The 14,683-nt window shown below is 59.9% G+C and carries 14 protein-coding genes; 6 read left to right on the top strand and 8 right to left on the bottom strand.

The features are described 5' to 3' along the window. Positions 1 to 290: 290 nt before the first annotated feature. Positions 291 to 1,286: a D-cysteine desulfhydrase gene (locus tag AC07UI_RS21715; protein WP_494994438.1), complete on the bottom strand. Its 996-nt coding sequence runs from the start codon at positions 1,284 to 1,286 to the stop codon at positions 291 to 293. Between the two features lie 192 nt (positions 1,287 to 1,478). Here AC07UI_RS21715 and epsC point away from each other — a divergent pair, with 192 nt between their 5' ends. Together epsC and betT are read left to right on the top strand one after the other, a co-directional pair. Continuing rightward, a complete protein-coding gene (gene epsC, locus AC07UI_RS21710) occupies positions 1,479 to 2,405 on the top strand; it encodes a serine O-acetyltransferase EpsC (RefSeq protein ID WP_494994437.1) in 927 nt (308 codons plus the stop codon). Positions 2,406 to 2,869: 464 nt separating this feature from the next. Continuing rightward, entirely contained in the window at positions 2,870 to 4,825 is a 1,956-nt protein-coding gene (gene betT / locus AC07UI_RS21705; protein ID WP_494994487.1) for a choline transporter BetT, read from the top strand. 17 nt (positions 4,826 to 4,842) lie between these two features. Here the strand turns inward: betT and AC07UI_RS21700 are convergent, their stop codons facing one another. Then, complete coding sequence (locus tag AC07UI_RS21700) at positions 4,843 to 5,100, bottom strand: hypothetical protein (RefSeq protein ID WP_494994436.1); 258 nt, start codon at positions 5,098 to 5,100, stop codon at positions 4,843 to 4,845. A 253-nt stretch (positions 5,101 to 5,353) separates the two neighbouring features. Further along, complete coding sequence (locus AC07UI_RS21695; RefSeq protein ID WP_494994435.1) at positions 5,354 to 6,094, bottom strand: SDR family oxidoreductase; 741 nt, start codon at positions 6,092 to 6,094, stop codon at positions 5,354 to 5,356. Positions 6,095 to 6,230: 136 nt separating this feature from the next. Here AC07UI_RS21695 and AC07UI_RS21690 point away from each other — a divergent pair, with 136 nt between their 5' ends. From AC07UI_RS21690 to mgrA, 4 genes are all read left to right on the top strand, one after another. Continuing rightward, positions 6,231 to 7,121, top strand: coding sequence for a LysR family transcriptional regulator (locus AC07UI_RS21690; RefSeq protein WP_494994434.1), 891 nt, complete (start codon positions 6,231 to 6,233; stop codon positions 7,119 to 7,121). Between the two features lie 129 nt (positions 7,122 to 7,250). Then, entirely contained in the window at positions 7,251 to 7,433 is a 183-nt protein-coding gene (locus tag AC07UI_RS21685; RefSeq protein WP_494994433.1) for a type II toxin-antitoxin system HicA family toxin, read from the top strand. Positions 7,434 to 7,525: 92 nt separating this feature from the next. After that, complete coding sequence (locus AC07UI_RS21680; protein WP_494994432.1) at positions 7,526 to 7,927, top strand: type II toxin-antitoxin system HicB family antitoxin; 402 nt, start codon at positions 7,526 to 7,528, stop codon at positions 7,925 to 7,927. 153 nt (positions 7,928 to 8,080) lie between these two features. Next, on the top strand, positions 8,081 to 9,118 hold the full coding sequence (mgrA, locus tag AC07UI_RS21675; RefSeq protein ID WP_494994431.1) for an L-glyceraldehyde 3-phosphate reductase: 1,038 nt from the start codon (positions 8,081 to 8,083) through the stop codon (positions 9,116 to 9,118). A gap of 118 nt (positions 9,119 to 9,236) precedes the next feature. Here mgrA and tauD read toward each other — a convergent pair whose 3' ends face one another. The 5 genes from tauD to gshA form a co-directional block, all read right to left on the bottom strand. Beyond that, a complete protein-coding gene (gene tauD / locus AC07UI_RS21670; RefSeq protein ID WP_494994430.1) occupies positions 9,237 to 10,070 on the bottom strand; it encodes a taurine dioxygenase in 834 nt (277 codons plus the stop codon). A gap of 55 nt (positions 10,071 to 10,125) precedes the next feature. Then, entirely contained in the window at positions 10,126 to 10,971 is an 846-nt protein-coding gene (tauC, locus tag AC07UI_RS21665) for a taurine ABC transporter permease TauC (protein ID WP_494994429.1), read from the bottom strand. Further along, positions 10,968 to 11,762 carry a taurine ABC transporter ATP-binding subunit gene (tauB, locus tag AC07UI_RS21660; RefSeq protein WP_494994428.1) on the bottom strand — a complete coding sequence of 265 codons (795 nt, stop codon included), beginning with the start codon at positions 11,760 to 11,762 and terminating at the stop codon, positions 10,968 to 10,970. Before tauB ends, tauC begins: the two co-directional genes overlap by 4 nt. A 16-nt stretch (positions 11,763 to 11,778) precedes the next feature. Beyond that, positions 11,779 to 12,756 (bottom strand): taurine ABC transporter substrate-binding protein, encoded by a 978-nt coding sequence (gene tauA / locus AC07UI_RS21655; RefSeq protein WP_494994427.1) that lies wholly within the window; start codon positions 12,754 to 12,756, stop codon positions 11,779 to 11,781. Positions 12,757 to 13,095: 339 nt separating this feature from the next. Beyond that, positions 13,096 to 14,679, bottom strand: a complete 1,584-nt coding sequence (gene gshA / locus AC07UI_RS21650; protein ID WP_494994426.1) for a glutamate--cysteine ligase — start codon at positions 14,677 to 14,679, stop codon at positions 13,096 to 13,098. Positions 14,680 to 14,683 lie beyond the last annotated feature (4 nt).

Below are 14,683 nucleotides of genomic sequence, written 5' to 3'. Positions count from 1 at the left end.
CATTTGGAAAAGAAGGCAAATTTCAGGATCTGGACGACTGCAGCATCCTGCCTGAAAGCAGCCTATGCGTCTTTCGGCATATTCGCCTACAGAGCGACTATATGGCGGTTTTTTTAGATTGGAAAATAATAAAAATTAATGTTGTTATTCTTTTATTTTGATTAAAAAGTTCGTATTGATCATTCCCACGCTCGCGCGTGGGAATGCCTCCATGGATGCTGCGCGTCCAAGTGACACAGAGCGTCGCAGGCTGCATTCCTACGCAGAGCTTGAGGAGGAACGATCAATCCCTAGGCGAGCGTGTTCGCATACGCAAACAACGCCGGCGCCCCGCCGGTGTGCAGGAATATGATCGGGCCGTCATCAAAACGCTGGCGGCCGATACCGTCGAGCAATCCAGCCATGGCCTTGCCGGTGTACACCGGATCCAGTAATAAACCTTCCTGGCTCGCCACCAGCTTGATCGCCGCCAGCGTGCCGGCGTTTGGCTCGCCATAGCGCGGAGCGAAATATTCGTCCCACAGTTCAACCTTGAAGCTCGCCGGCAAACTCACACCGAGCAGCTCGGCGGTGCGTTCGGCCAGGCCTTGAACCTTCGGCCGCTGGGCTTCATCGCTGCGGGAAACCGTGACGCCCACCACAGGTAAATCCGGCAGTACTTCGCTCAGCGCTAGCGCCAGGCCGCTATGAGTCCCGGCACTGCCAGAGGCTAGCACCACGGCGGCGAACTTCAGGCCGGTGTCCTCGATCTGTCCGGCCAGTTCCAGGCCGGCCCGTACATAACCCAAAGCCCCCAAGGCGTTGGAGCCGCCAATCGGCACCAGATACGGTTTTTTGCCGTTGGACCGCAAGCGGTCGGCGAGGGCGTGCAGCTGATCGTCGGCGTTGTCCAGGTTGTCCACCAACTCGACCTTGGCATCGAACAAATCCAGCAGCAGGCGATTGCCGTTAGCCAGATAGTTGCTGTCGTGGGTGCCGATAGGGTTTTCCAGCAGCGCGACGCAACCAAGACCCAGCCTGGCGGCCAGCGCGGCGGTCTGGCGCACATGGTTGGACTGGATGGCGCCGGCGGTGATCAGCGTATCGGCACCGGCGGCCAGCGCATCGGCCGCCAGGTATTCGAGCTTGCGCAGCTTGTTGCCGCCCAGCGCCAGCGGTGTGGTGTCATCGCGTTTGACATAGATATCGCGACCCAGCCAGGTCGACAGGCGTTCGAGTTTTTCGAGCGCGGTGGCATTGCCAAGGAGTTCCAGACGATTGAAGCGAGCAAGCTGTTGTTTGATCATGGGTCCGCACTGGCTGTAGGAAATGTCTGGACTATAGGCAGGCCCTTTTACTCGGGCAACCGCCAATCGCTTATATCAAAAAATGCTGAGAGCAGCACAATTCGTTCTTAATTCAGGTCTGGGCGCATACCGTAAAGTGGATGTCGTTTGCGCGGCCAGACAGTCCGGCTGCCAGAGTGAGGAGTCTTTACCGTGAGCGAGCGTTCCAGCCATTGGCAATTGCAGACCATCGTCGGCCAATTGCGCTGCGCCAGAGATCAGTGGCGCACTCAGAACGGTCGCATCAGCGGCGAGCAGGGCGGGCGCGAACTGCCATCCCGCGCTGCCATGGCCGAGATTCTTGAAGCGCTGTGTGGTGCGCTGTTCCCTATGCGCCTTGGCCCGGTGGATCTGCGCGAGGAGAGTGAAGATTTTTACGTCGGTCACACTCTGGACGTGGCCCTCAATGCCTTGCTGGCCCAGGCACGACTTGAGCTGCGCTATGTCGCTCGGCAAAGCGCGCAGGTCGATAGCGAAGTCGAGATCAAGGCGATCCGGCTGATCCAGGATTTCGCGCTGGCCTTGCCAGGGTTGCGCAGCCTGCTCGATACCGACGTGTTGGCGGCCTTCCACGGTGACCCGGCGGCACGCAGCGTGGATGAAGTGCTGTTGTGCTACCCGGGGATTCTCGCGGTGATCCACCATCGCCTGGCGCATCACCTGTACCGCGCCGGGTTGCCGCTGCTGGCGCGGATCAGTTCGGAAATCGCCCACTCGGCAACGGGCATCGATATCCATCCCGGCGCGCAGATCGGCGCCAGTTTCTTTATCGATCACGGCACGGGTGTGGTGATCGGCGAGACGGCCATTATTGGCGAGCGGGTGCGCATCTATCAGGCCGTGACCCTCGGTGCGAAACGTTTTCCTGCGGACGAGGACGGGCAATTGCAGAAGGGCCATCCGCGCCACCCGATTGTCGAGGACGACGTGGTGATTTACGCCGGCGCGACCATCCTGGGGCGGATCACCATCGGCAAAGGCTCGACCATCGGCGGCAATGTCTGGCTGACCCGCAGCGTGCCGGCGGGTTGCAACCTGACCCAGGCGAATCTGCAGCATGATGACGGGACGCAGAAGTAGAGATCCACGGTGATCGTTCCCATGCTCTGCGCTCATCGTATTGATCGTTCCCACGCTCCGCGTGGGAATGCCTCACTGGACGCTCCGCGTCCGCTTCGGCAGTGACGCGGAGCGTCACGGGCTGCATTCCCACGCTGGAGCGTGGGAACGATCGGCGCTGCTTCGCCCGAGCGCGGACCGGCCGGCGGGAGCAAGCTCCCTCGCCACAGAGATTCCCCCCACCACACCACCTCATACCCCTCCTTGAGCCAGCGTACGAAAGCTGCCGCTGAGCCTTGCGATTAGTCCTGAAACGCCTATCCATGTTTAACTTGACCGTTCGTTCAAGTTAAACCGGTGGTTCGCTGCCCGCTCACAACAGGAGGCTTACCTTTGCTGAGTCCGTTTTATTCAGCCACATTTCACACCTTCGAGGTGCACCGTTCATGAGTGCATCGTCTACCCCTCCCAGAGGCCAGATCCGCATGAACCCGCCGGTGTTTTACTTCGCCGCAGGCTTCATTCTGTTGTTTGGCCTAGTGGTAATCGCCATGCCGGAACAGGCCGGCGCCTGGCTTCTGGCCGCACAAAACCGGGCGGCCAATACGGTCGGCTGGTACTACATGCTGGCGATGACCCTGTATCTGGTCTTCGTGGTGGTCACCGCCTTGTCCGGCTACGGCAAGATCAAGCTCGGTGCCGACCACGACGAGCCCGAATTCAGTTACCTGTCCTGGGCCGGCATGCTGTTCGCCGCCGGGATCAGCATCACGCTGTTTTTCTTCTGCGTCTCTGAACCGCTGACGCACATGCTGCAGCCGCCCCAAGGCGAACCCGGTACCGCGGACGCCGCGCGCCAGGCCATGCAGATTCTGTTTCTGCACTGGGGCTTGCACGGCTGGGGCGTGTTCGCCTTCGTCGGCATGGCGTTGGCCTACTTCGCCTATCGGCATAACCTGCCGCTGGCCCTGCGCTCGGCGCTTTACCCGCTGATCGGCAAGCGCATAAACGGCCCGATCGGTTACGCGGTGGATGGCTTCGGGATCATCGCGACGGTGTTCGGTCTCGGCGCGGACATGGGTTTTGGCGTGTTGCACCTCAACTCAGGTCTCGACTTCCTGTTTGGCGTCGCTCATACCCAGTGGATTCAGGTTGGGCTGATCACGCTGATGATGGGCGCGGCGATTCTCGTCGCGGTCTGCGGCGTCGATAAAGGCGTACGGGTGATGTCCGACATCAACATGCTACTGGCCTGTGCGCTGCTGTTGTTCGTGTTGTTCGCCGGCCCCACCCAGCACCTGCTCAACACCCTGATCCAGAATGTCGGCGACTACCTCGGTGCGCTGCCGACCAAGAGTTTCGATCTCTACGCCTACGACAAACCCGGCGACTGGCTGGGTGGCTGGACGGTGTTCTACTGGGCCTGGTGGATCGCATGGTCGCCGTTCGTGGGGCTGTTCATCGCGCGGATTTCCCGTGGCCGGACCATCCGCGAATTCGTCTTCGGCGTGCTGCTGATTCCGCTGGGCTTCACCCTGGCGTGGATGTCGATCTTCGGCAACAGCGCCATCGATCAGGTACTCAATCACGGTATGAGCGCACTGGGGATGTCGGCTATCGAAAATCCATCGATGACCATTTACCTTCTGCTGGAAACTTACCCGTGGGGCAAGACGGTCATCGCGGTCACGGTGTTCATCAGCTTCATGTTCTTTGTCACCTCGGCGGACTCTGGCACCGTGGTGCTTTCGACGCTCTGCGCCCGTGGCGGCAACCCCGACGAAGACGGACCGAAATGGCTACGGGTGTTCTGGGGAGCGATGACCGCGCTGATCACCAGTGCCTTGTTGTTTGCCGGCAGCATCGATTCGCTGAAGTCAGCAGTGGTGCTGACCTCGCTACCGTTCTCGTTGATCTTGCTGCTGATGATGTGGGGGCTGCACAAGGCGTTTTATCTCGAGTCGCAGAAGCAGATCGCGCAACTGCACTCGTTGGCGCCAGTGTCCGGTTCACGACGTGGCGGTTGGCGTCAGCGCCTGAGCCAGGCCGTGCATTTCCCTTCACGGGATGAGGTGTACCGTTTCCTCGATTCAACGGTGCGCCCGGCGATCGAAGAAGTGACGGCGGTATTCGTCGAAAAAGGCCTGCATATGGTCACCTGGCCGGTCCCGGCCAACGACAGCGTCAACCTTGAAATCAGTCATGGCGAACAACAAGCGTTCATCTACCAGGTGCAGATGCGCGGCTACTTCACGCCATCTTTTGCCCGTGGCGGGATGGGTTCCAAAGAGCTCAACAACCGTCGTTATTACCGGGCCGAAGTGCATCTGAGCGAAGGCAGTCAGGATTATGATCTGGTGGGTTACACCAAGGAGCAGATCATCAACGACATCCTCGATCAGTACGAGCGGCATATGCAGTTTCTGCACTTGGTGCGTTGATCGAGGGCCGGTGGCGCTCAGGCTCTGGTCAGCATCAGGAACAGCAGCAGAGCGATCACCGGCACGCCAAACACCACACTGCCGACCGCCAGTTCCGTGGTCAGCGGCTGCTTTGCGGTGACCATGCCGACCGCGCCGTTGATCACCGCGAGTGCCAACCACAGGCCGACGAAGCTATAGCTGAGCGTCTGCTGGTTGAAGCCGAGTTTGTCGCCGATAAAGAGCATCAGGGCCAGAAGGATCAGGCCGAAGGTGATGATGATGGTGGTGTGCATGTGGGTGATTCTCCTGATTTGAAATCTTTGGCGCCTGTTAAGCCGCCATCGCAGGCAAGCCTCGCTCCTACGGGGGGTGTATCGATCACATGATTGTGGCCTGACCCAACTTTGATCGTAGGAGCGAGGCTTGCCCGCGATGGGGCCCTTACGGATTCACTCGCGCTGAGGCGTTGTCCATCACGTCGTGATAATGAGCATAGGCGTCGCGGCGGGCCACGTCGGCCGGGCGGTTGTGCTGAGTGTTGAGGGCTTAAGCCAAACCGCCGTTGGTGCGCAGGATTTGCCCGTTGACCCAAGCGGCAGCGGGGCTTATCAGGAAGGAGATGACGTTGGCGATGTCTTCCGGCTGACCGAGGCGTTCCAGTGGCGGCATCTTGGCGAAGGTCTGGATCTGTTCTTCGCTTTTGCCGTGCAGGAACAGTTCAGTAGCGACCGGGCCGGGAGCGACCGCATTGACGGTGATGTTGCGACCACGCAGTTCCTTGGCAAACACCTGCGTGAAGGATTCCACCGCCGCTTTGCTGGCGATGTATACCGCGTAGCCCGGCAGGTTCATGGCCACGGTGCTGCTGGAGAAGTTGACGATCCGCCCGCCGGCATTCAGGCGGGTCGCGGCTTCGCGCAGGGTGTTGAAGGTGCCGCGGGTATTGATGGCGAAGGTTTGCTCGAACAGTTCGTCGCTGTGCTGGGCCAATGGCAGAACGTTGAGGATTCCGGCGTTGTTCACCAGTACGTCGACCTTGCCCAGTTGCGCTTCGGTCTCATCGAACATCCGGCGCACGTCGGCAGCGTTGGACACGTCAGCCTTGATCGCTATGGCCTGATGGCCGGCCTGGCGCAGTTCCACAACCAGAGCCGAAGCTTCGTTGGCGCTGCTGGCGTAGTTGATGGCAACCGCGAAACCTTCGCAGGCGAGTTGTCTGGCGATTACTGCGCCGATGCCGCGGGAGGCGCCGGTAACGATCGCGACTTTCGAGGTTGGAGTAGTCATGGCGTTGTTTCCTTGAGGTGGTGAAGTTGCTTGCCGGGTGTGAAGCAAGATTCACCTGTTTACCCATGGCGATAAATGCACCAGAGTTGCCTTGACTGTTCAATAATCGCCAACAATCGAGTGCCAGGAGTCCCACGTGGATCAAGTCAAAGCGATGAAGGTTTTTGTGCGGATCTACGAGCGCAGCAGCTTCACGCTAGCGGCCGATGACCTGAATCTGCCCCGCGCGACGTTGACCCACATCCTCAATCAATTCGAAGCCTGGCTCGGCACCCGGCTGCTGGAACGCAGCACGCGTCGGGTGCGTCCGACCCTGGATGGCGAGGCGTACTACGTGCGTTGCGTGCAATTGCTGGCGGAGCTGGAGGAGGCTGAACTGGCGTTTCGGAGCGTGGCACCGAAAGGGCGGTTGCGGGTCGATTTGCATGGCACGTTGGCCAAGTACTTCGTGATCCCGGCGTTACCGCAGTTCATGGAGCGCTACCCGCAGATCGAGTTGTCCATCAGCGAAGCGGATCGCTTTGTCGACCTGATCGCTGAAGGGGTCGACTGCGTGTTGCGGGCCGGCACATTGGGGGATTCGTCGCTGATTGGCCGCCGCGTCGCGACCTTGCGCCAGGTGACCTGCGCCAGCCCGGCCTACCTGCGTAAATACGGCGAACCGAAGAGCCTCGACGAGCTGGCGCAGCATCGGGCGGTGAACTACGTCTCGCGCACCACCGCCAAACGGTTCCCGTTCGAATTCATGGTCGACGGCGAGCTGAAAGAGGTCGCCATCGAGGGTGCGTTGTCGGTGTTCGGTGCAGAGATCTACGCCGCCTCGGCGGTCGCAGGTCTAGGTCTCATCCAATGCCCGCACTACCGCATGGCGACGCAGATTTCCCAAGGACTGGTGCAGGAAATTCTCCTCGACACTCCACCACCGCCCATGCCGGTGTCGGTGCTCTATCCGCACAACCGCCACATGTCGCCCAGAGTGCGAGTGTTTGTCGATTGGTTGAGCGAGGTGTTTGCCAAGGCTCAGTAACCGTCCGTCTGGGCAGAAGCGGGCGAAGCTCTTGTGGACTAATATTTAACATGGTGTGTATGGTGTGTATTAATTCCGCCCTTTGCTGCATACAGTTCGCCGCAGATGCTGTCGAAAAGGGCGAGGGTGATGCGAAGTCGGGAAATGATTAACGCGATCGAGGAGGATGGGTGGTATCTGGTGGCGGTGAAAGGCAGTCATCATCAGTACAGACATCCGAGCAAGCCGGGTAGGGTCACCATCAAGCACCCGGACTCCGATCTTCCAAAAGGTACGATCAACAGCATACTGAAACAGGCCGGACTGAAATGAGGCCGGCAAGCGGGTACGAGAGCCCACATGGGATCGCATTGAAGACAAACCGGTCTCCAACGAAACCGGATTTAAAGGAAGGGTCCACCAACATGAAATTCCCAGTCGTTCTGCACAAGGATGCCGACTCAGACTATGGAGTGATTGTCCCTGACGTGCCGGGTTGCTTCTCCTCAGGTAGCACGGTGGCGAAGGCATTCGAAAACGTGAAAGAAGCGTTGTCCTTGCATTTCGAAGGATTGGTCGCCGATGGCGATCCACTTCCACAAGTGCACGAGATAGATGATCACCTTGATAACCCCGACTACGCCGGCGGTGTATGGGGTGTGGTTGAGTTTGACGTGACACCTTACTTTGGGAAGTCGGTGCGCTTTAACGCCACGCTTCCTGAGCGGTTACTTGAACGTATCGATCAAACCGTAAAACGGGATCATCGTTACAGCTCGCGGTCCGGTTTTCTGGCGGCTGCGGCATTGCGAGAGTTGTCGGCTTAAAAAACAGTTGATCGTTCCTCGCGCATTTTTGGGGAACGATCAGGCTGTGTGCTGTTTCCATACCGAATACGGTGGTCATACCTTGCCCGCTAAATGGTCGAAACGACCTTCAGAATTCAAAGACACTGTTACCCCAAACAAGTAGAGAGTCCGATGACCTATATCGCTGCTGCTGATCGCTACGACTCCATTCCTTACCGCCGCGTTGGTCGCAGCGGGCTGGTGCTGCCGGCGCTGTCTCTGGGCCTGTGGCACAACTTCGGCGACAGCACGCCGATCGACACCCAGCGCTCCTTGCTGCGCACCGCCTTCGACCTGGGCATCAATCATTTCGACCTGGCCAACAACTACGGACCGCCCTATGGCAGCGCTGAGATCAACTTCGGTCGTTTGCTGCGCGAAGACTTCAAGCACTACCGTGACGAGCTGATTATTTCCAGCAAGGCCGGCTGGGACATGTGGCCGGGCCCGTACGGTCAGGGCGGCGGCTCGCGTAAATACGTGCTGGCCAGCCTCGATCAGAGCCTGCAGCGGTTGGGAGTCGACTATGTGGATATCTTTTATTCGCACCGCTTCGACCCTGACACACCGCTGGAAGAAACCGCCGGCGCATTGGCTACTGCAGTGCAACAGGGCAAGGCGCTGTACATCGGCATCTCGTCGTATTCCGGGGCTAAGACCCGGGAAATCACAGCCTTGCTCAAAGAATGGAAAGTCCCGCTGTTGATCCATCAACCGGCCTACAACCTGCTCAACCGCTGGGTGGAAAAAGACCTGCTGGACACCACCGACGAACTCGGTGCCGGGGTAATCGCCTTCACCCCATTGGCCCAGGGCCTGCTGACTGACAAATACCTCAACGGTGTGCCCAAGGATGCGCGGGTCAATCGTCCGGGCGGCGGTTCGCTGCAAGACTCGCACTTGTCGCAGGCCAACATTGCCCAGGTGCGGGCTCTCAACGAAATCGCCCAACGCCGTGATCAAAGCCTCGCGCAAATGGCGTTGGCCTGGACCCTGCGCGACCCGCGCGTGACCTCCGCCCTGATCGGCGCCAGCCGCCCGGAGCAGATCATTGAAAATGTCGGGGCGTTGAAGAACCTGAGCTTTAGCGCAGAGGAACTGGACGAAATCGACCGGTTTGCGCAGGAAGGCGGGATTAACTTGTGGGAGAAGCCTTCTACAGCTGAGTGATGCTGATCGTTCCCACGCTCTGCGTGGGAATGCCGCCGTGGATGCTCCGCGTCCACAGTGACGCAGAGCGTCACGGGATGTGTTCCCACGCGGGAGCGTGGGAACAATCATTGATCACTTAAACCGGTACATCCCCCAATATCGTCGCCCGGTGCATCACACGCCGTTGCGGGCGATAGTCATCCACTGCGTAATGCTGCGTCACGCGGTTGTCCCAGAATGCCACGTCGCTTTCCTGCCAGCGCCAGCGGATGGTGAACTCCGGGCGGGTGGCGTGGGCGAACAGCAACTTGAGGATGGCTTGGCTTTCCGTCGGCTCCAGCTCGTTAATGCGGGTGGTGAAGCCATCGTTGACGAACAGCGACTTGCGCCCGCTGACCGGGTGAGTACGGATTACCGGGTGCGACAGCGGCGGGTTTTTCTGGCGGGCTTCTTCCCAGCGCGCCAGGTCTTCGGCGGTGGTGCCGAAGCGTTCCAGCGGGAAGGATTTGGTGAAGTCGTGGGTAGCGGTCAGACCTTGCAACAGGGTTTGCATTGGTGCCGACAACGCCTCATACGCCGCGATGCCGCTGGCCCATAAGGTATCGCCACCAAACGCCGGCAACAGCTTGGCGCTGAGGACCGCGCCCAGCGCCGGGGTCGGCAGGAAAGTCACGTCGGTGTGCCAGATTGCGTTGTCTCGCACGTCGGTCACCGCGGTGTCGAGGATCAGCACTTCAGGCTGTTGCGGCACATTCGGATAAATCGGGTGGATATGCAGATCACCGAAGTTGGCGGCGAAATGCGCGTGTTGCTGCGGGTTCAACGGCTGCTCGCGAAAGAACAGGACTTGATGCTTTAACAGAGCCTGCTCGATGGCATCGCGCTGTTCGACGCTCAGTGGCTGAGTGATATCGACGCCGCTGATCTGGGCGCCAAGTGCGGAGCTAATCGGGGTGATGGTCAGGCTCATGATCTTTCTCAAATTCGGCGCCGAAGTGTCGGCGTGGTCAGTTTTTCAATACCTGTCAATGCGTCTGGCCATGCCACGGCACTAGCTTGCGTTGCAGCGCACGCAGACCCATTTCCATGGCGAAGGCAATCAGAGCGATCACCAGAATCCCCAGCACCACCACATCGGTGACCAGAAACTGCGCAGCCGACTGGACCATAAAACCCAAGCCACTGGTGGCGGCGATCAATTCGGCGGCAACCAGGGTCGACCAACCGACCCCCAGGCCGATCCGCACACCCGTGAGAATATCCGGCAAGGCGCTGGGCACAATCACATGGCGAATCAGCTGTGCCCGCGTCGCACCCAACGATTGCGCGGCGCGCAGTCTGGCCGGGTCGACCGTGCGCACGCCGGTAGCGGTAGCGATGGCAATCGGGGCGAATATTGCCAGGTAAATCAGCAGGACTTTGGACAGCTCACCAATGCCGCACCAGATGACGATCAGCGGCAGATAGGCCAGCGGTGGAATAGGGCGGTAGAACTCGATCAACGGGTCGAAAATGCCGCGCGCGATACGGTTGTGGCCAATGGCAATGCCGACCGGGACTGCCGTCAGCACCGCAAAACCCAGGCCCAGCCCGATACGGCTGAGGCTGGCGCCCAAATGCTGCCACAGCGTCGAATCCATATAGCCGGTGGTCGCCAGTAACCAGCCTTTTTGCAGCACCGACGAAGGTGGCGGCAGGAACAGCGGTTCAATCAGTCCGCTGGCCGTCACGGCCCACCAGATGGCGAGCAGGGTGATCATCGTCAACACGCTGATCCAGCGTGTACTCAGACTGCGACGAACAGGAATCACAACCGATTGGCCGACGGCAGGTTTAGTGGTGGCCGTAGCCGGTAATGGGTAGCTGCTCATGCGCGCTCCTGCCGCTGGACGGCGCTGCGTTGGGAGAACACCCGGGCCAGCACATGTTCGCGGGTTTCGATAAAACGCGGGTCAGACTTGATTGCCCGGGCCGATTCACCGGCGGCGTAACGCTGACCAAAGTCCAGGCTCAGACGCTCGACGATTTGCCCGGGGTTGGGTGCCAACAGAATCAAGTCGGTGGCGAGAAACACCGCTTCTTCAATGTCGTGGGTAATCAGGAACACCGGTTTGGCGGTGCGTTTGCAGACTTGCAGCAGCAGTTCCTGCATCTGTTCGCGGGTGAAGGCGTCGAGGGCGCCGAAGGGTTCGTCCATCAGCAACACGCGAGGATTGGCAGCGAGGGCGCGGGCCAGGCCGACACGCTGCTTCTGGCCGCCGGACAGCTGCCAGATGCGGCGATGGTCGAAGCCGGCCAGGTCCACCAGAGCGAGCATTTCCCGCGCACGGACTTCCCGTTGAGGCTTGGAGATGCCCGCCAGTTCCAGTCCGAAGCCGACGTTGGCCAACACGTCCTGCCACGGCAGCAGCGCGTCATCCTGAAACACCACGCCGCGCTCGGCACTCGGGCCTTTGACCGGCACGCCGTCGAGGGTGATGCGCCCGGCACTCGGTTCAACGAAACCGGCAATCAGGTTCAACAGCGATGTTTTGCCACTGCCGGAAGGGCCGAGGGCGACCAGCAGTTGCTGCGACCCAAGGCTCAGGGAAATATCCGCCAGCACCGGTTCGGCCGCGCCGGGGTACTGTGCGCTGATGCGCTCCAGTTCTAACAAGGCCATCGCCGTGTGCTCCTGGTCAGTTGGTAATGAACCTGGCGCTGACGTACGGCGCGTAGTCCGGCAGTACGGCTTCGACCTTGCCTTGTTCCTTGAGGAACGCCGCGGTGTCGGTGATGGCCTTGGTGGTCGGTGCGCCGAGGGTGATCACTTGATCAGCCGCCAGCGGGTAGACGTTGCCTTGCAGCAGCAATGGAATATCGCTGGCCTTGGCGCCGGAGAGTTTCACCAGTTTGTCGACGTTGCCTTTGTCAGCCAGCCAGGCTTGTGGGTCTTTGCGGTAAGCGGCGTAGGCGTCCAGGGTGACTTTGGCGAACGCGGTAACGATTTCCGGGTGCTTCTCGGCGAAATCTTTGCGCACGATCCAGGCATCGAAGGTCGGCGCACCGAACCTGGCCAGTTCGCCGGAGGTGATCAGCACCTTGCCGTTTTCCTTCGCCACGCCCAGCGCCGGGTCCCAAACGTAAGTGGCGTCGATGTCACCGCGTTTCCACGCGGCTATGATCGCTGGCGGTGCGAGGTTGAGAATCTGCACTTTCGACGGGTCGATGTTCCAGTGCTTCAACGCTGCCAGCAGGCTGTAGTGACCGGTGGAAACGAAAGGCACGGCGACTTTCTTGCCGATCAGGTCTTGCGGGGTTTTGATTGCGGAGCCGTCGCGGGCTACCAGAGCTTCGGCGGCGCCGATCTGAGTGGCAATAAGGAAAGTTTCCACCGGAACCTTGCGGGTGATCGCGGCGGTCAGCGGACTGGATCCGAGGTAACCGATTTGCACATCGCCCGAGGCGATGGCGGCGATGATGTCTGCACCGTTGTCGAATTTGCGCCAGTCGATCTTGGCGTGGGTGGCTGTTTCGTAAGTGCCGTCGGCCTGGGCGACTTTCGCCGGGTCAACGGTGGTTTGGTAGGCAACGGTAACGTCAGCCGCCTGGGCAAAGAGGCTCGCTGCGGCCAGGGACGCGGCCGCCAGGAGGCGAAGGGGAAAGTACGTTTTCATTGGCAAGCTCCTTGTCAGGCGGCCGAGAGTCGGCTGACAAAGAGACTAAATGATCTAATAAAGTTAAAATAAATAACTTTTTGGAATTAGCTTATGAGCGGAAAATTCTAAGAATCAAAAGATCGCAGCCTGCGGGGACCGGTTTGATCGTTCCCACGCTCCCGCGTTGATCGTTCCCACGCTCTGCGTGGGAATGCCTCATGGGACGCTCCGCGTCCGCTTCGGCTGTGACGCAGAGCGTCACGGGATGCGTTCCCACGCGGGAGCGTGGGAACGATCAATCCAACGATCAATCCAGGGAACGGTCCCCGCAGGCTGCAATATTTTTACAGGCGCCGCTTAATTACTGATCGCCAGAATGCTCGCCTGATACGACCCGACAAACACATCGAAATCGCCGACTTCGTTCTGTTCCAGCTCCGTTTGCTGAGCCAGCGACGACCGCGCCAGTTCTTCAAACTTCGCCTGCTCGTCGGCCGCCAGTGGTTCACTACGGAAGTACTCCGCGTGAGCCCGGCTCTGGCGCAGGGAGAACTGGGTAAAGCTCTCTTTATGCTCGTTCATGGCCGCCAGCACCTGAGCGGATGGCGTCAGGGACGGATCCTTGACCTTGGCCAGTTGCGCTTCCAGCGCGTTGCTATGGGCATCGCCGCCGTGGCTTTGATCGAGCAGCGCGGCCAATGGCGCAATCTTCTCCAGCAACTCGCTGGCCCACTCTTTCAAGTCCACCGGTTGGCCCTTGCGCCGCAGTTGCAGGCCCGGACGGCGACCTTCCTTGACCACGGTGAGGAAGTTAGAGGTGCAGTTGCCGCATTCGATGTTTTCAAGCAGCGGGCTTTCATTCAGCGCGCAATACAGCAGGAAAGCGTCGAGGAAACGCGACTCTTGCAGATCGATGCCCATCGGCAGGAACGGGTTGATGTCCAGGCAACGCGCTTCGACGTACTGAATGCCGCGGGCCACCAGCGCCTGGATCGGCCGTTCGCCGGTGTAGGTCACGCGTTTTGGGCGGATGTTGGAGTAGTACTCGTTTTCGATCTGCAGGATGTTGGTGTTGAGCTGAACCCACTCACCGTCCTGATGGGTGCCGATTTCGACGTACGGTGCATAGGGTGTCGCGACCGCCTTGCGCAGGCTGTTGGTGTAGCTGTCCAGATCGTTGTAGCACGGCGTCAGTCCTGCCTGAGCGTTGCTCTGGTAACCCAGATCGCTCATGCGCAGGCTGGTGGCGTACGGCAGGTACAGCGTGTCGGGATCCAGTTGCTCCAGCTGATGGGCGCGACCGCGCAGGAAGCCTGCGTCCAGAGCCGGCGACGCGCCGAACAAGTACATCAGCAGCCAGCTGTAGCGGCGGAAGTTACGAATAAGCGCGATATAGGCCGCCGACTGATAGTCGCGGTCGGTGCCGACATAACCCTCGGCTTGCTTGAGCAGCGGCCAGAGTTTCTCCGGCAGCGAAAAATTGTAGTGAATCCCGGCAATGCATTGCATGGTCTTGCCGTAACGCAGGGCCAGGCCCTTGCGGTATACGTATTTGAGCTTACCGATGTTGGAGGTGCCGTAGTAAGCGATCGGGATATCTTCCTCGGCCGGCAACGGGCACGGCATCGATGGACTCCACAGGTACTCGTTGCCGAGTTTGCTGTAGGCAAATCGGTGGATCTTGTCGAGGCTACTCAGCATCTCCGCCGGGTCAGGCAGGGCCGGAGTGATGAACTCCAGCAGCGACTCGGAGTAGTCGGTGGTGATTTGCTCGTTGGTCAGTGCAGATCCCAGTTCTTCGGGATGCGGCGTCTGCGCCAGACGGCCAACACCTGTAACGCGCAGGCATTCGCGCTCGATGCCATGCAGGCACTGCTCGAGCAGAGAGAGGTTAGCGCGCTCGCCAAGCAGAGCCAGGCGGCGGTTGAGAAGTTCGCTCAAGTTG

This window comes from Pseudomonas sp. GW821-FHT04C07 (assembly GCF_059420325.1).
This window is presented reverse-complemented; position numbering and strand designations above follow the sequence as displayed.